This window comes from Bordetella genomosp. 2 (genome assembly GCF_002261345.1).
Classification (GTDB): Bacteria; Pseudomonadota; Gammaproteobacteria; order Burkholderiales; family Burkholderiaceae_B; genus Bordetella_A.
Window position 1 is genome coordinate 82,935 of record NZ_NEVT01000003.1, and the last position, 17,225, is coordinate 100,159.

Annotated in this window: 12 protein-coding genes; 6 read left to right on the forward strand and 6 right to left on the reverse strand. The window is 68.9% G+C overall.

The genetic code is table 11. The features are described 5' to 3' along the window. The first annotated feature begins 63 nt into the window (after positions 1–63). The 4 genes from CAL24_RS02450 to CAL24_RS02465 are packed head-to-tail and all read left to right on the forward strand — an operon-like array spanning position 64 to position 8,994. Complete coding sequence (locus CAL24_RS02450; protein WP_094805643.1) at positions 64–1,311, forward strand: MdtA/MuxA family multidrug efflux RND transporter periplasmic adaptor subunit; 1,248 nt, start codon at positions 64–66, stop codon at positions 1,309–1,311. Then, positions 1,308–4,400, forward strand: coding sequence for an MdtB/MuxB family multidrug efflux RND transporter permease subunit (locus tag CAL24_RS02455; RefSeq protein WP_094805644.1), 3,093 nt, complete (start codon positions 1,308–1,310; stop codon positions 4,398–4,400). The genes CAL24_RS02450 and CAL24_RS02455 overlap by 4 nt, the downstream gene beginning before the upstream one ends. Further along, positions 4,397–7,513: a multidrug efflux RND transporter permease subunit gene (locus CAL24_RS02460; protein WP_094805645.1), complete on the forward strand. Its 3,117-nt coding sequence runs from the start codon at positions 4,397–4,399 to the stop codon at positions 7,511–7,513. Before CAL24_RS02455 ends, CAL24_RS02460 begins: the two co-directional genes overlap by 4 nt. A gap of 2 nt (positions 7,514–7,515) precedes the next feature. Further along, the gene (locus tag CAL24_RS02465) at positions 7,516–8,994 is read left to right on the forward strand and encodes an efflux transporter outer membrane subunit (RefSeq protein WP_094806476.1); all 1,479 of its coding nucleotides are present in this window, start codon (positions 7,516–7,518) and stop codon (positions 8,992–8,994) included. A gap of 132 nt (positions 8,995–9,126) precedes the next feature. Here CAL24_RS02465 and CAL24_RS02470 read toward each other — a convergent pair whose 3' ends face one another. The 6 genes from CAL24_RS02470 to CAL24_RS02495 all read right to left on the reverse strand — a co-directional run bounded on the left by CAL24_RS02470 (position 9,127) and on the right by CAL24_RS02495 (position 14,904). After that, complete coding sequence (locus tag CAL24_RS02470) at positions 9,127–9,702, reverse strand: transposase (RefSeq protein ID WP_081760450.1); 576 nt, start codon at positions 9,700–9,702, stop codon at positions 9,127–9,129. A 553-nt stretch (positions 9,703–10,255) separates the two neighbouring features. Continuing rightward, positions 10,256–11,221, reverse strand: coding sequence for a Nudix family hydrolase (locus CAL24_RS02475; protein ID WP_094805646.1), 966 nt, complete (start codon positions 11,219–11,221; stop codon positions 10,256–10,258). Continuing rightward, positions 11,214–12,083, reverse strand: coding sequence for an ATP-binding protein (locus CAL24_RS02480; protein ID WP_028355071.1), 870 nt, complete (start codon positions 12,081–12,083; stop codon positions 11,214–11,216). Before CAL24_RS02480 ends, CAL24_RS02475 begins: the two co-directional genes overlap by 8 nt. Positions 12,084–12,106: 23 nt before the next feature. After that, positions 12,107–13,333 carry a bifunctional glutamate N-acetyltransferase/amino-acid acetyltransferase ArgJ gene (argJ, locus tag CAL24_RS02485; protein ID WP_028355070.1) on the reverse strand — a complete coding sequence of 409 codons (1,227 nt, stop codon included), beginning with the start codon at positions 13,331–13,333 and terminating at the stop codon, positions 12,107–12,109. 198 nt (positions 13,334–13,531) lie between these two features. Beyond that, complete coding sequence (locus CAL24_RS02490; protein ID WP_094806477.1) at positions 13,532–14,023, reverse strand: MarR family winged helix-turn-helix transcriptional regulator; 492 nt, start codon at positions 14,021–14,023, stop codon at positions 13,532–13,534. 8 nt (positions 14,024–14,031) lie between these two features. Then, a complete protein-coding gene (locus CAL24_RS02495) occupies positions 14,032–14,904 on the reverse strand; it encodes an alpha/beta hydrolase (RefSeq protein ID WP_094805647.1) in 873 nt (290 codons plus the stop codon). A gap of 181 nt (positions 14,905–15,085) precedes the next feature. Between CAL24_RS02495 and CAL24_RS02500 the strand changes: the two genes are divergently transcribed. Together CAL24_RS02500 and CAL24_RS02505 are read left to right on the forward strand one after the other, a co-directional pair. Continuing rightward, positions 15,086–16,249: an ABC transporter substrate-binding protein gene (locus tag CAL24_RS02500; protein WP_094805648.1), complete on the forward strand. Its 1,164-nt coding sequence runs from the start codon at positions 15,086–15,088 to the stop codon at positions 16,247–16,249. Positions 16,250–16,308: 59 nt separating this feature from the next. Continuing rightward, positions 16,309–17,223: a branched-chain amino acid ABC transporter permease gene (locus tag CAL24_RS02505; protein WP_094805649.1), complete on the forward strand. Its 915-nt coding sequence runs from the start codon at positions 16,309–16,311 to the stop codon at positions 17,221–17,223. Positions 17,224–17,225 lie beyond the last annotated feature (2 nt).

Below are 17,225 nucleotides of genomic sequence, written 5' to 3' on the forward strand. Positions count from 1 at the left end.
GCGTCGTAAACGCGCGTACTTGGTAGACAATAGCGGCTCCTGCCGCCTTGCGCCCGAAGTTCGATGCCCGACAGCCGCCCCGCCGATTCCGCCTCCCGCCGCTCCCGCCTGATCGCACTCGTCCTGGCGCTGGCGGCCGTGGCCATTGTCGCGTGGCTGGTGCTCAAGCCCGACGGCAGCGGCGGCAATGGCGTCCAGCGGTTCGGCCGGGGCGGCAACGGCGCTGGCATGGACATGGCCGTGCCGGTGCGGGTGGCGCAGGCCGGCACGCAGGACATCGACATCGTGCTGCGCGCCCTGGGCACGGTTACCGCCTACAACACCGTCACGGTGCGCAGCCGGGTCGACGGCGAGCTGGTGAGCGTCGCGTTCGACGAAGGCCAGCACGTCAAGGCCGGCGACCTGCTGGCGCAGATCGACCCGCGTCCCTTCGAAGTGGCGCTGGCCCAGGCGCAAGGCCAGCAGCAGCAGAACCAGGCCTTGCTGGCCAATGCCCGGCGCGACCTGCAGCGCTACCAGACGCTGTACAAGCAGGATTCGATCGCGCGCCAGCAGCTCGACACCCAGGCCGCGCTGGTGCGCCAGTACGAAGGCACGCAGAAGATCGACCAGGCCGCGGTGGACGATGCCAAGCTGCAGCTCGGCTACACCCGCATCACCGCGCCCATCAGCGGGCGGCTGGGCCTGCGCAAGGTCGACCCGGGCAACCTGGTGTCCACCGGCGACACCGATGGGCTGGTGGTCATCACCCAGACGCAGCCGATCTCGGTGGTGTTCTCCCTGCCCGAGACGCAGCTGCCGGAGGTGCTCGCGCAGGTGCGCGCCGGGCGCACGCTGGCCGTGCAGGCCTACGACCGCACCGATACGCAGGCCATCGCCGCGGGGCGGCTCGAAACCATCGACAACCAGATCGACGTCGCCACCGGCACCGTCAAGCTCAAGGCGCGTTTCGACAATGCCGACGAGGCGCTGTTTCCCAACCAGTTCGTCAATGTGCGGCTGCTGGTGCAGACGCGCGACGATGCCACCGTCATTCCCACGGCGGCGGTGCAGCAGGGTTCGGCCGGCGCGTTCGTATTCCTGCTGCGCGACGACGGCACGGTGGAGGTCCGCCAGGTGCAGCTCGGCGCCATCAATGGCGACCGCGTCGCCGTCAATGAAGGCCTGGCGCCCGGCGACCGCGTGGTGGTCGAGGGCACCGACCGCCTGCGCACCGGCTCCAAAGTGAATGTCGTCACCGACGCGGCTGCCATCCCCGCCACGCCCGGCCAATCCCTGGGCGCCGGCAAGCCGGCCCTGAAGGCGCCGTGAGCCCGTCGCGCCTGTTCATCCTGAGGCCGGTCGCCACCACGCTCTCGATGGTGGCGATCCTGATCGCCGGCTTCATCGCGTACCGCCTGTTGCCCGTGTCGGCGCTGCCCGAGGTGGACTATCCCACCATCCAGGTAGTGACGCTGTATCCGGGTGCCAGTCCCGATGTCATGACATCGCTGGTCACCTCGCCGCTGGAGCGCCAGTTCGGCCAGATGCCCGGGCTGAACCAGATGTCCTCCACCAGCTCGGGCGGGGCCTCGGTCATCACGCTGCAGTTCAGCCTCGACCTGCCGCTGGACGTGGCCGAACAAGAAGTCCAGGCGGCCATCAACGCGGCCTCGAACCTGTTGCCCGACGACCTGCCGGTGCCGCCGGTCTACAACAAGGTCAACCCCGCCGACGCGCCGGTGCTGACCCTGGCCATCAGTTCGCCGACCATGCCGCTGCCCCAGGTGCGCGACCTGGTCGATACGCGCATGGCGCAAAAGCTGTCGCAGATCCCGGGGGTGGGGCTGGTCAGCGTGGCCGGCGGCCAGCGGCCGGCCGTGCGCATCCAGGCCAACCCGCGCGCGCTGGCCGCCGCCGGCCTGTCGCTGGCCGACCTGCGCACGGCGGTGGTGGGCGCCAACGTCAACCAGCCCAAGGGCAACCTGGACGGGCCGGAGCGTTCCACCACCATCGACGCCAATGACCAGCTCAAGTCGCCCACCGACTACAACGACCTGATCATCGCCTACCGCAACAACGCGCCGCTGCGCCTGTCCGACGTGGCGCGCGCGGTGCAGGGCGCCGAGGACGTGCGCCAGGCCGCCTGGGCGGGCGAGCAGCCGGCCGTCCTCCTGAACGTGCAGCGCCAGCCGGGCGCCAACGTCATCGACGTGGTCGACCGCATCCAGGGGCTGTTGCCGCAATTGCGCGAAGCCCTGCCGGCCACGCTGGATGTGAGCGTCGTGTCGGACCGCACCCAGACCATCCGCGAGTCGGTGGCCGACGTGCAATTCGAGATGCTGCTGGCGGTGGCCCTGGTGGTCATGGTGACCTTCCTGTTCCTGCGCAGCCTGACGGCCACGCTGATTCCCAGCGTGGTGGTGCCGCTGTCGCTGATCGGCACCTTCGGCATCATGTACCTGGCGGGTTTCAGTATCAACAACCTGACGCTGATGGCCCTGACCATCGCCACCGGCTTCGTGGTCGACGACGCCATCGTCATGATCGAGAACATCGCGCGCCACCTCGAAGAAGGCGAGACCCCGCTGCAGGCCGCGCTCAAGGGCGCCGCCCAGATCGGCTTCACGCTGATCTCGCTGACCTTCTCGCTGATCGCGGTGCTGATCCCGCTGCTGTTCATGACCGAAGTGGTGGGGCGCCTGTTCCGCGAATTCGCCATTACGCTGGCGGTCGCGATCCTGATCTCGCTGGTGGTGTCGCTGACGCTCACGCCGATGATGTGCGCGCGCCTGCTGCGGCCCGAGTCGGAGCAGCGCCACGGCCGCTTCCACCGGGCCACCGGCGCCTTCATCGACCGCGTCATTGCCGGCTACGACCGCATGCTGCAGCGAGTGCTGGCGCACCAGCCGCTGACGCTGCTGGTCGCGGTGGGCACTTTCGTGTTGACCGCGCTGCTGTATCTCGCCATTCCGAAGGGGTTCTTCCCGCAGCAGGACAGCGGCATGATCCAGGCCATCACGCAGGCGCCGGCCTCGGTGTCCTTCACCTCCATGGCCGCGCGCCAGCAGGAGGCCGCCCGCATCATCCTGCGGAATCCCGACGTGGCGTCGGTCTCGTCCTTCATCGGCGTGGACGGCACCAACGCCACGCTCAACACCGGCCGCATGCAGATCGCGCTCAAGCCGCACGACGAGCGCGCCGGCGACCTGGCCGGCGTCATCGCCAGCCTGCAGGAAGCCCTGCGTGCGCAGCAGGGCCTGACCGTCTACATGCAGCCTGTGCAGGATCTCACCATCGAGGACCGCGTCAGCCGCACGCAGTACCAGATGACGCTGTCCAACCCGGACCTGGCCGTGCTGGCCGAGTGGGCGCCCCGGCTGGTCGAGCGCCTGGAGCGCCTGCCCGAGCTCACCGACGTGGCCCACGATCTGCAGAACGACGGCCTGCAGACCTGGGTCGAGATCGACCGCGACGCCGCCTCGCGCCTGGGCATTTCCACCGCGACCATCGACGAGGCGCTCTACAACGCCTTCGGCCAGCGGCTCATTTCGACCATCTTCACGCAGTCCAACCAGTATCGCGTCGTGCTGGAGGTGCTGCCGCAGTTCAGCCAGTCGCCCGAGGCGCTCGGCCAGATCCACCTGCCCACCGCGTCGGGAGCGGTGGTGCCGCTGTCGACGGTGGCGCGCATTTCGCAGGGGCGCACCATGCTGGCCATCAGCCGGCTCGACCAGTTCCCCATGACCACGGTGTCGTTCAACCTGGCGCCGGGCGCCTCGCTGTCGGCGGCGGTCCAGGCCATCGAGGCGGCCGAGGCCGAGATCGGCATGCCCGGCGCCATTGAGGTGCGCTACCAGGGGGCGGCGCTGGCGTTCCAGAATTCGCTGTCGAGCACCCTGTGGCTGATCCTGGCGGCGGTGGTCACCATGTACATCGTGCTGGGCGTGCTGTACGAAAGCTACATCCACCCCATCACGATCCTTTCCACGCTGCCGTCGGCGGCGGTGGGGGCGCTGCTGGCGCTGATGATCACCGGCACCGAGCTCGACATGATCGGCATCATCGGCATCATCCTGCTCATCGGCATCGTCAAGAAGAACGCGATCATGATGATCGACTTCGCCCTCGAGGCCGAGCGCAAGCGCGGGCTGGCGCCGCGCGCGGCCATCCATGAGGCGGCGCTGCTGCGCTTCCGGCCCATCCTCATGACCACGCTGGCGGCGCTGTTCGGCGCGCTGCCGCTGATGCTGTCGACCGGCACCGGCGCCGAGTTGCGCCAGCCGCTGGGCCTGGTCATGGTGGGCGGCCTGCTGCTCAGCCAGGTGTTGACGCTGTTCACCACGCCGGTCATCTACCTGATGTTCGACCGCCTGGCGCGGCGCCGCCCGCGGCCCGCCGCGGCGCCGGAGCAGCCATGATCCTGTCGGCGCCCTTCATCGTCCGCCCCGTGGCCACCGTGCTGCTGTGCCTGGGGCTGGTGCTGGCGGGCGTGCTGTCGTTCCGCCTGCTGCCGGTGGCGCCGCTGCCCGAGGTCGACCTGCCCATCATTTCGGTGACGGCCAGCCTGCCCGGCGCCAGCCCCGAGACCATGGCTTCCAGCGTGGCCACGCCGCTGGAGCGCTCGCTGGGCAGCATCGCGGGCGTGACAGAGATGACGTCGCGCAATTCGCAGGGCTCGACCCGCATCACCCTGCAGTTCGACCTGAGCCGCGACATCAACGGCGCGGCGCGCGACGTGCAGGCCGCCATCAATGCCGCGCGCTCGCTGCTGCCGACCGGCCTGCGCAGCAACCCGACCTATCGCAAGGTCAACCCCTCGTCGGCGCCCATCATGGTGCTGGCGCTGACCTCCGACACGCTCAGCCAGGGCAAGCTGTACGACCTGGCCTCCACCATCGTGGCGCAGAAGGTGGCGCAGATCAACGGCATCGGCGAGGTCTCGGTGGGCGGCAGCTCGCTGCCGGCCGTGCGCGTCAACCTGATCCCCGGGGCCTTGTCCAGCCGCGGCGTGTCGCTCGACGAGGTGCGCACCGCGCTGACCCAGGCCAACGCCAACCGCCCCAAGGGCATGATCGAGAACGATGACTACCATTGGCAGATCATGGCCAGCGACCAGCTCGAGCGCGCCGAACAGTACCGCCCGCTGATCGTCGCCTGGCGCGATGGCTCGGCCGTGCGGCTGTCCGACGTGGCCACGGTGGAGGACTCGGTCGAGGATCTCTACCAGACCGGCTTCTACAACAACAGCAAGGCCATCCTGCTCATCCTGCGCCGCCAGGCCGGGGCCAACATCATCGAGACGGTGGACGCGGTGCGCGCCCAGTTGCCGCAGCTGGCCGAGCTGCTGCCCGGCGATGTCGACCTGACGGTGGCGCAGGACCGCACCCCCAGCATCCGCGCCTCGCTGCACGAGGCCGAGCTGACGCTGGTGATCGCCGTGGGCCTGGTGATGCTGGTGGTGCTGCTGTTCCTGCGGCACTGGCGCGCCGCGCTGATCCCCAGCGTGGCGGTGCCGGTCTCGCTGATCGGCACCTTCTGCGTCATGTACTTGTGCGGCTACACGCTCAACACCATCTCGCTGATGGCGCTGATCGTTGCCACCGGTTTCGTGGTGGATGACGCCATCGTGGTGCTGGAAAATATCATCCGCCACATCGAGCAGGGCGCCTCGCCCATGCGCGCGGCGCTGCGCGGTTCGCGCGAAGTGGGCTTCACGGTGTTGTCCATGAGCCTGTCGCTGGTGGCGGTGTTCATTCCGATCCTGCTCATGGGCGGGGTGGTGGGGCGGCTGTTTCGCGAGTTCGCCGTGACGCTCTCGGCCGCCATCATGGTGTCGCTGGTGGTGTCGCTGACGCTCACGCCCATGATGTGCGCGCGGCTGCTGCGGCGCGTGCCCGCGCCGCGGCAGCGCGCGGCGCCGGGCCGGATGGCGGCCGCGCTGGAGCGCGGCTTCGACGCGCTGCTGGCGCAGTACCGGCGCACCCTGTCGTGGGCGCTGGCCCACGGCCGCATCATGATGCTGATCCTGGCCGCCACCATCGGCCTGAACGTGTACTTGTACGCGGTGGTGCCCAAGGGCTTCTTTCCGCAGCAGGATACCGGCCAGCTGCTGGGCTTCTTCCGGGTCGACCAGGGGACGTCCTTCCAGGCGTCGGCGCCCAAGCTGGAGTACTTCCGCAAGGTCATTCTGGCCGATCCGGCCGTGCAGAGCATCACGGCCCATGCGGGCGGGCGCGGCGGCAGCAACAGCAGCTTCATGATGATCCAGCTCAAGCCGCAGGCCGAGCGCAAGGCCAGCGCCAACGACGTGGTCAACCGCTTGCGCGCGCGCCTGCAGAATACGCCGGGCGCGCGCGTGTTCCTGGTGCCGCAGCAGGACATCTTCCTTGGCGGCGGCCAGGGCAGCGGCTCGTACGACTACACCCTGCTGGCTGGCGAACTATCGCTGCTGCGCACCTGGATGCCCCGGGTGCAGCGCGCCATGGCGGCCCTGCCCGAGATCACCGACGTGGACACCAGCGTCGAGGACAAGGGCCGCCAGGTCGAGCTGGTCATCGATCGCGAGGCGGCCACCCGCCTGGGCATCAGCATGTCGGACATCTCCGCGGTGCTGAACAACTCGTTCAGCCAGCGCCAGGTGTCGGTCATGTACGGCCCGCTGAACCAGTACCACGTCGTCATGGGGGTGGACCCGCGCTTCGCCCAGGATGCCGAGTCGCTCAAGCAGGTGCACGTCATTACCCAGGACGGCGAGCGCGTGCCGCTGTCCGCCTTCGCCCGCTTCGAGACCGGCAATGCGCCGCTCAGCGTGCAGCACAACGGGCTGTTCGCGGCCGACGATATCTCGTTCAACCTGGCGCCCGGGGTGTCGCTGGACCAGGCCATCGCCGCCATCGACGCCGCCGTGGCGCGCATCGGGCTGCCTTCGGACCAGATCCAGGCCGGCTTCCTCGGCACGGCCGCGGCGCAGCAGCAGGTGCAGAGCCAGCAGCCATGGCTGATCCTCGCGGCGCTGGTCACCATGTATATCGTGCTGGGCATCCTGTACGAGAACCTGGTGCATCCGCTCACCATTCTCTCGACCTTGCCGTCGGCCGGCATCGGCGCGCTGCTGGCCCTGATGCTGGTGGGCAGCGAGTTCACCATCATCGCCTTGATCGGCGTGTTCCTGCTGATCGGCATCGTCAAGAAGAACGCCATCATGATGGTCGATTTCGCCCTGGAGGCCGAGCGGCGGCGCGGCCTGACGCCGCGCGACGCCATTTTCGAGGCCTGCCTGACGCGCTTCCGCCCCATCATGATGACTACCCTGGCCGCCATCTTCGGCGCGCTGCCCCTGGTGCTGGCCACCGGCGCCGGCGTCGAGATCCGCCAGCCGCTGGGCGTTACCATCGTGGGCGGCCTGGTCCTCAGCCAGATCCTCACGCTGTACACCACGCCCGTGGTGTACCTCTACCTGGACCGCTTCCGCCTGTGGGCCCGGCGCCGCCGCGCCGGCCGCCATGTCACCGGCCCGCAACCCGACGCATGACCATGAGCCGCGCATTTTCCCGTCTTCCCGCTTCCCCTGGCTCGCGCGCGCCGCGCTGGGCCGGCATCGCGTTGTGCTGCGCGCTGCTGGGCGCCTGCGCGGTCGGCCCCGACTATCGGCGGCCCGCTATCGATGTGGGCGCAGCCTACAAGGAAGGCCAGGGCCAGGTGCCCGGCTGGACCCCGGCGCAGCCGCGCGATACCGCCGACCGCGGCGCATGGTGGCAGGTCTATGGCGACGCCACCCTGGACGGCCTGATGGAACGCCTGAACGCGTCCAACCTGTCGGTCGCCCAGGCCGAGGCCAATTACCGGCAGGCGCAGGCCCTGGTGCAGGGCGCGCGCGCCGGGTTCTTCCCCATCGTGGGCGCCAACGCCGGCGCCACCCGCTCGGGGGCCGGCAGCCGCGCCGGCGCCACCGGCGTGACCAACCAGTACAGCCTGGGCGGCACGGTCAGCTGGGAAGCCGATCTGTGGGGCCGCGTGCGCCGCGACGTCGAGGCCAGCCGCGCCGAGGCCGAGGCGAGCCTGGCCGACCTGGCGGGCACGCGGCTCAGCGCCCAGGCGGCGCTCACGCAAAACTACTTCCAGTTGCGCGTCCTGGACGAGCAGAAGCGGCTGCTCGAAACCACCGTGGCCACCTACGAGCGCTCGTTGCAGTTGACGCAGAACCGCTACCAGGCCGGCGTGGCCGGCAAGAGCGACGTGTCGGTGGCGCTCGCCCAGCTCGAGGGCGCGCGCGCCCAGCTGGTCGACCTGGAATGGCAGCGCGGCCAGTTCGAGCACGCCATCGCGGTGCTGGTCGGGCTGGCGCCATCGCGTTTCACGCTGCCGCCCGAGCCGTTCGGCCAGCAACTGCCGCAGATCCCGGTCGGCATGCCGTCGCAACTGCTCGAGCGCCGGCCCGACGTGGCTGCGGCCGAGCGCCGGGCCGCGGCGGCCAATGCGCAGATCGGCGTGGCCACGGCGGCCTGGTTCCCCGACCTGGTGCTGAGCGCCGATGGCGGCTTCCGCAGCGGCCAGTTCGCGCAATGGCTGACCGCCCCGGCCCGCTACTGGTCGCTCGGCCCGGCGCTGGCGCTGACCTTGTTCGACGGCGGCGCGCGCCAGGCGCAGATCGACCAGGCCCGCGCCGCCTACGATGCGCAGGCAGCCGCCTACCGCCAGACCGTGCTGGGAGCCCTGCAGGAAGTGGAGGACTACCTCATCCAGCTGCGCGTGCTCGAGCAAGAGCAGGTGGTGCAGCAGCGCGCCCTCGAAGCGGCCCGCGAATCGCTGCGCCTGGCGCGCAACCAGTACCAGGCGGGCCTGATCGGCTACCTGGACGTCGCAGTGCTGGAAACCACCGCCCTCAACAGCGAACGCACCGCCCTGACCCTGCTGGGCAACCATCTCACCGCCAGCGTCCAGCTGATCGCCGCGCTGGGCGGCGGATGGCAGGGGGTGGATGCCGAACTGGCCGAGCGCACAAGCGGCCAGTAAAGGCTTAGTGCTTGCTTAGGTGTCAGACACCCCACGGGTGTCTGACACCTTGTATCTTGTGCGCGAATTCTAAGGAGGTGTCAGACACCCCATGGGTGTCTGACACCTGTACGCCAGTGTTTTGCCGCCTAATTAATGGGTGTCCACCAGTCTTGGCCGTGCACATTCTGTCAAAAAGAGGCGATAAGCCTCGCGTCTGGCCTCATCGCTGTTGCCCATGGCCAGATATAACGGGTGGAAAGTCAGCAGACGGGATGCCGCCATGCCCATGCGCTCGCGGCAACTCGACCAGGGATAGCCGTCTGGCGTGCGCGCCAGTCCGGCGCGTACCGGATTCAGTTCGATATAGCGGCAGCATTCCAGCAGGTAGCGTTCCTCGTCGACGACCCGGGACTTGAACCTGGCTTCCCAGAGCGAGCCTGTCGTCCGTCTCCGGGCGTTCCAGCGTACCGTTGCCCGCCGGGCAAGATACTGCAGTACCCGGGAAATCGTCCGGGGGTCGTCGCCAGGGGTCAAGAGTAGATGGACATGATTCGGCATCAGGCACCAGGCATGCACTGCCACGCCGAGCGCGGATGTTTGCTGGTACAGGTCGCTCAGATAAGCGCGATAGTCTGACGGAATGCGGAAAACGGCTTCTTGCCGATGCCCGCGCTGGACGATGTGATGCGGCTGGTGTGCGAGCAGGATACGGGGAGATCTGGGCATGGCTGCGGCCGGAGAACCAATCACGTGGAAGAATACGGCGCGGGGATGCCGTTCGGCGTGGCAGGTAGGCTCGATTGGTCATGCCCGGTGCGCGGAAGGGAGGCCAGAGGTGTCAGACACCCTGCGGGTGTCTGACACCTGACGCGCAAGAATCGCCCTCGTCCACGATGACAGGGGAGGTGTCAGACACCCTGTGGGTGTCTGACACCTGATGCGCAAGAATTGCTCTCCCAGGTGCGATGAAGGGGAGGTGTCAGACACCCTATGGGTGTCTGACACCTGATACGCGCTGGGCGGCGGATGGCAGGGGGTGGATGCCGAACTGGCCGAGCGCACAAGCGGCCAATAAAGGCTTAGTGCTTGCTTAGGTGTCAGACACCCCACGGGTGTCTGACACCTTGTATCTTGTGCGCGAATTCTAAGGAGGTGTCAGACACCCCATGGGTGTCTGACACCTTTGTCGTGGTCGGCCGGTCTTGTGCAACCCGGGTGCCACCTCGCCGTGGCGGCCGCGCGGCCGCGAGCCCGCACAGCCGGCGAACGGCCGTCTCTGCTATGCGATGATCCCGCGGATTCCCGCCACGCCATGCGCGCCGTGCTGGCGCGCTTCGGCCAGGGTGTCGGCGGATTGCCCGCCGAGCGCGAACACCGGCAGGCCGGCGTCCCGGTTGCCGGCGACGAAGCCCTGCCAGCCGATGCCCGGCGCGCCGGGATGCGAGGGGGTTGCCAGTACCGGCCCCAGCACCGCGAAGTCGGCGCCCAGCTCGCGCGCATGCGTCACCTGGGCGTTGTCGTGCGCCGAGACGCCCACCAGCGCGCCGGCCGGCAGTTCGGGCCGGACATGCAGCGCGGCGGCTTCGGCCCAGCGCAGGTGGACGCCGTCGGCCTGCCGCCACCAGGCGGCCGGGTGGATGCTGTTGACCAGCAGGCGCGCGCCGGCGGCGTGGCAGAGCCGCAGCACCGCCTGCATGGCGTCACGCAGCGAGGTTGCGCCCGGGCCGTCGGGCCAGTCCGGTTCGCGCAGCTGGACCAGCTTGAGGCCGCGCGCCAGGGCCCGTTCCAGGCGCTCCAGGAACGCCGGCAGGCCGGCGCGACCGCCGATCGACGAGATGCCGTAGGTATTGGGCAGCTGCAGCCAGCGCAGCGGCGGCAGGGTGGCGGGCAGCAAGTCGCCGACCGCGCCGGCGTGGGCCGGGTCCACCCATTCGAGCCGCTGGTTCTCGAGCCCGCGCGGCTCGCCGCGCCAGCCCGTGACGTGGCAGAAGGCCAGCCGCACGGTGGTGTGCGGATAGGCATGCACATACGTGACCCACGGCACGGCTTGCGTGATCTCGATGCCGATTTCTTCGCGCAGCTCGCGCGCCAGCGCCTGCAGCACCGTTTCGCCCGGCTCGAGCTTGCCGCCGGGCAGTTCCCACCAGCCGGCCCAGGGCTTGTCGGCGGGGCGCTGTCCCAGCAGCAACTGGCCGTCGGCGCGCAGGATCAGGCCGGCGGCGACGTCGATGATGCGCTCAGACATGGCGCGCGGCCCAGTCGCGGGCGAACTGGTAGGCGACCCGGCCCGAACGCGAGCCGCGTTCGAGCGCCCATTGCAGCGCCTCGGTGCGGCTGGCCTCGATCTGTTCGGCCGGACAGCCCAGTTCGCGCAGCCAGTGGTGGACGATGTCGAGGTAGTCGTCCTGCTTGAAGGGGTGGAACGACAGCCACAGCCCGAAGCGTTCCGACAGCGAGATTTTTTCTTCCACCGTTTCGCCGGGGTGGATCTCGCCGTCGGGCTGGTGCCTGGCCTGCAGGTTCTCGCTCATGTATTCCGGCATCAGGTGGCGCCGGTTCGAGGTGGCGTAGATGAGCACGTTGTCGCCCGCGGCCGATACCGAGCCGTCCAGCACCGACTTGAGCGCCTTGTAGCCGGCCTCGCCTTCCTCGAACGAGAGGTCGTCGCAGAATACGATGTAGCGCTCGGGGCGGGCCGCGACCAGTTCGACGATGTCGGGCAGGTCGCCCAGGTCGGATTTGTCGACCTCGATCAGGCGCAGTCCCTGGTCGCCATAGGCGGCCAGCATGGCCTTGACCAGCGAGCTCTTGCCGGTGCCGCGCGCGCCCGTCATGAGCACGTTGTTGGCGGGTTTCTTCTGCAGGAACTGGCGCGTATTGCGGTCGATGATGCCCTTCTGGCGCTCGATATGCTGCAAGTCGGCCAGGTCGATGCGGGCCACATGGCGCACCGCGTCGAGCCAGCCGCGCGCGCCGCCGCGCTTGCGCCAGCGGTAGGCGTGCGCGGACCAGTCGATCTCGGGCGGAGCGGCCGGCAGCCAGGCTTCCAGTTGGGCCAGCACGCGCTCGGCGCGCTCGATCAGGACGGAAAAGTCGGAAGAAGTCACTGCGGTTGTCCGGGGCCGTGGGTTCAGGAACGGTAGTCGGCGTTGATGCTGACGTATTCGTGCGAGAAGTCGCAGGTATAGACCGTGTCGGCGGCGCGGCCGCGCGCCAGCGCGATGCGCACGCCGATCTCGGCCTGCTTCATGACGCGCTGGCCGTCGGCTTCCTGGTAGTCGGGGTTGCGGCCGCCGTCGCGCGCCACCAGCACGTCGTCCAGCCACAGGCGCAGCTTGGAGACATCCAGGTCGTCGATGCCGGCATAGCCGATGGCGGCCAGGATACGGCCCAGGTTGGGGTCGGACGCGAAGAACGCCGTCTTGACCAGCGGCGAATGCGCCACCGAGTAGGCCACCTTGAGGGCTTCCTCGGTGGTCATGGCTTCTTCGACGCGGATGGTGATGAATTTGGTGGCGCCTTCGGCGTCGCGCACGATTTTCTGGGCCAGGTCCAGCGCGGCGGCCGCCAGCGCGTCGCGCACGGCGGCATAGTGCGGGTCGGCTTCCGAGGCGATGTCGATGCCCGACTGGCCGGTGGCGGCGATGATGAACGAGTCGTTGGTCGAGGTGTCGCCGTCGACCGTGATGCGGTTGAACGAGCGGTTGGCGATTTCCAGCGCCAGCTTGCGCAGCACCGGCTGGGCGATGCCGGCATCGGTGGCCAGGAAGCTCAGCATGGTGGCCATGTTGGGCCGGATCATGCCGGCGCCCTTGCTGATGCCGGTGAAGGTGACCGTCTTGCCGCCGATCTGCGCGCGCTGCGAATGGATCTTGGGCAGCGTGTCGGTGGTCATGATGCCGTGCGCGGCGTTGAACCACTGGTCGGGGCCCAGGTTGGCCAGCGCGGCGGGCAGGGCGGCGGTCAGGCGGTCCAGCGGCAGCGGTTCGAGGATGACGCCGGTGGAGAAGGGCAGGATCTGCTGGGCCGGCACGCCCATCAGCTGGCCCAGGGCGACGCAGGTGTCCTGCGCCTTCTGCAGGCCCTCGGCGCCGGTGCCGGCATTGGCGTTGCCGGTGTTGATGACCAGGGCGCGGATGGGGCCGCCGGCCGCCAAGTGGGCCTCGCAGACTTGCACCGGGGCGGCGCGAAAGCGGTTGCGGGTGAATACGCCCGCCACGTTGGTGCCCTGCGCCAGGCGGAAAACGGTCAGATCGCGTCGGTTGGCCTTGCGGATGCCGGCTTCGGTAACACCGATTTCAACGCCGGCAACGGGGAAAATATCGGACTCGGAGGGGATCTGCAGGTTAACGGCCATGACGTGGTCTCTGGGGCTTTGGGAGGGAATGCCGCCGTTCGGGCGGGGTGAAACCTCCTATTATCCCACTGCCGGAACGGGGCATCGCCGGGCGGCGCGGGGCTCCAGTTTCCGCGGGGCGGGGCATTCCCCCTGGGCGGCGGCGCGGCGCCTTCACGAGCGCGCGGCGGGCAGGGCCGGCCGGGGCCAGCCGCCGGCTCAGCGCGGCCCGTAGCCGCGCGCGGCCACCACCTGCAGCTTGAGTTCGCCCAGCGCCTGGTACAGCGCGTCGCGGCTGGCCTCGGGCAGGTCGTTGAACATGCCCTTGACCCAGCTTTCGTGGGCGCGCGCCATGCGCGCGAAGACGCGGCGGCCCTGCGGGGTGAGCTTGAGCACCGAGCTGCGCCGGTCGGTTTCCATCTTGGTGCGCATCACCAGGCCTTCTTTCTCGAGCTGGTCGGTAATGCCGGTGATGTTGCCGTTGGTGACCATCATGCGGCGCGACAGTTCGCCCATTTTCATGCCCTTGGGCGCGCGCTGCAGTTGCGCCATCAGGTCGAAGCGCGGCAGCGTGGTGTCGAACTCGGTGCGCAGGCGGCCGCGGATCTCGGTTTCGATCAGGTTGCAGCAGGTCAGCATGCGCAGCCACAGACGCAAGGCATGGTGATCGTCGGGCGCGGCGCGCGTTTCCAGGTCGGGGGCGTCGGTCATGGTGAGCATCAGTCGGCCGCCAGGCCCATCTGCGCGAAGATGGCGCGGGTCAGGGGGCTGGCGGGGTCGTTCAGCGTGAGCACGATGTCGTAGTGGTTGGTGTCCGGCATGGGCACATAGCGGGCGGGCAGGCTGCGCGCGCGCCAGGCTTGCAGGTAGTCGTCGGTCTGGCGCTTGAATTCGTCGGTCTCGGTGGCGCCGTAGCTGGCCAGCAGCGGGCAGGCCGCGCCGGGCGGCAGCAGGGCGGGGCTGTTGCGCTCGGCGTCGGCCGGGCTCATGCGCATCCATTCGTTGACGTGCGTGTGCACCAGCGGACGCAGGTCGAACAGGCCCGACAGCGGCGCCGCGCCGGCCACCACGTCGGCGGGCACGCCGTACCGGGCATGCCAGCCGCCCGCCAGCAGCATGCCCACCAGGTGGCCGCCGGCCGAACTGCCGCATACATGAATGCACCGCGGATCGCCGCCATGGCGGGCGATGTGGCGGTAGACCCACGCCAGCGCGCGGCGGTTCTGGTCGACGATGCGGTCCAGCGTCACGGCCGGAGCCAGCGAATAGTTCACCGTGACCACCACGGCGCCGGCCCGCGTGAAGGCGGGCGCCATGTTGCAGGAATCGTCTTTCGACAGCAGCCGCCAGTAGCCGCCATGGATGAACACGAACACCGGCGCGCCCGCGCGCGGCGCGGCGGGGAAGATGTCGAGCAGCTCGTCGGGATGGTCGCCGTAGGCGACGTCGGCCACGCAGGGCAGCGTCTCGCGCGCGGCCCGGCTTTGCGCCGTGTATTGCGCCAGGATGGGCTGGATATCCGGCACGGTGGCGCGCGCGTTGTACTGCACGTCGAGCGCGGCGCGATCGTATTGGCGATAGAGGGCGGGCATGGCGTGGGCGGCAACCTTGGTAAAAACCCTAGGCTTGTCTTGCCGAATACTTTAAACCTAAACTATGCGGCACGCCAGCCCTTGCCGCGTCGTCCGGGCGATGCCGGGCTGGCGACAGAAGCATCCGCAATCGAACTATTCCATAAAAACGTCCGCTGCGCGTCGCGCAAGGAGCTTCAAGATGCGTTTCCTGACTACCCTGGTGGCCGCCGCCGCGCTGGTGCCCGCGCTGTCGGTGGCCGATTCCATCAAGGTCGGCATCGCCAATGATATCTCGGGGCCGTTCTCGGCGCTCGGCGCCGAGGCGCGCGATGGCTTCAACCTGGCGATCAAGCAGCTGGGCGGCAAGCTGGGCGGCCAGCCCGCCGAGTTCCTGCAGACCGACATGGGCGGCAACCCCGACCAGGCGCGCCAGCTCGTGACCCGCTACATCCAGCGCGACGACATCGATTTCTTCACCGGGCCGATCGGCTCGAACGTGGCGCTGGCCGTGGGGCCGGCGCTGTTCGCGGCCAAGGTGCCATACCTTTCCAACAACCCTGGCCCCAGCCAGTACGCGGGCGCGCGCTGCAATCCGTACTGGTTCGGAACTTCCTACCAGAACGACGCCTTCCACGAGGCTGCCGGCAAGGTCGCGGCCGACCGCGGCTTCAAGAAGGTATTGATCATGGCGCCCGACTACCCGGCGGGCAAGGACGCGCTCACCGGCTTCAAGCGCGGCTACCAGGCCGAGGTGGCCGAAGAGGTCTACACCAAGCTCGGCCAGCTCGACTACGCCGCCGAGCTGGCGCAGATCCGCGCCGCCAAGCCGGACGCGGTGTTCATCTTCCTGCCGGGCGGGATGGGCATCAATTTCATCAAGCAGTTCGTGTCCACCGGCCTGTCGCAGAGCATCAAGCTGATCGGGCCGGGCTTTTCGGCCGACGAGGACGTGATCCAGGCGGTGGGCGAGCCCATGCTGGGCATGTACAACACCGCGCAATGGGCCCACGACCTGGATGTGCCGCAGAACAAGGAATTCGTGGCGGCGTTCCGCAAGGAGTATGGCGGCCGCTATCCGTCCGTGTACGCGGCCCAGGCCTATGACGTGATCATGGCCATGGACGCCGCCGTCAAGCAGGCCGGCGGCAAGGCGTCGGACCGCGAAGCCATCGTGCAGGCGCTGGCCAAGGCCGACTTCCCCTCGGTGCGGGGCAAGTTCACCTACGGCAAGAACCACTATCCCATCCAGGCCTACTACCTGCGCGTCATCGAGAAAGACGGCGAAGGCCGCATCACCAACAAGCTGGTCGGCAAGGTGTTCGACCAGTACCAGGACGTGTACGTGGGCGAGTGCAAGCTGTAGCCGCAAGACGCGCGCGGGGCGCCGGCGCGGCGCACCCGCGCCACAGGGGATGAGGTTTCATGACGCTGGTCGTCGAACAACTGCTGAATGGGCTGCAATTCGGGCTGATGCTGTTCCTGATCGCCGCCGGGCTGACCCTCGTGTTCGGCATCATGGACATCATGAACCTGGCGCACGGCTCGCTGTACATGGCCGGCGCCTATGTGGCGGCCGAGACGATGCAGCGCACCGGCTCGTTCACTGCCGCGGTGCTGGCCGCCGCGCTGGCCACCGGCCTGGTCGGCGTGGCGCTGGAACTGGTGCTGGTGCGCCGCCTGGCGGTGCGCGACCATCTGGCCCAGGTGCTGGGCACCTATGCGGTCATCCTGATCGCGAATGACCTGGTCAAGATGATCTGGGGGCCCGCGCCGATGATGCTGAACATGCCGGCCGCGCTCTCCGGGCCGGTGCGGCTGCTGCCCGACCTGCTGTATCCCGCCTATCGCCTGATGATCATCGTGTGCGGCCTGGCCGCCGCCGCGGGGCTGTATTGGTTCGTCACGCGCACCCGCGCCGGCGTGCTGGTGCGCGCCGGCGCGTCCAACCGGCAGATGGCCACCTTGATGGGCGTGCGGGTGCCGTTGTTGTTCCTGGGCGTGTTCGCGCTGGGCGCCGTGCTGGCGGCGGTGGCCGGCGCGCTGCTGGGGCCGATCACCGCCGTGCAGATCGGCATGGGCGAGGAGATCCTGATCCTGGTGCTGGTGTGCATCGTCATCGGCGGCATCGGCTCGATCCGCGGCGCGTTCGTGGGCGCGCTGCTGGTCGGCATGGTCGACACCGCGGGCCGGGCCTTCCTGCCCATGCTGCTGCGCGAAGTATTGCCGCCGGCCATGGCGTCGAGCCTGGCGGCCACGCTGGCGGCGATTTCGATTTATCTGCTCATGGCCGGCGTGCTGGTATTCCGGCCGGCCGGGCTGTTTCCGGCGCGCGGGTGAAT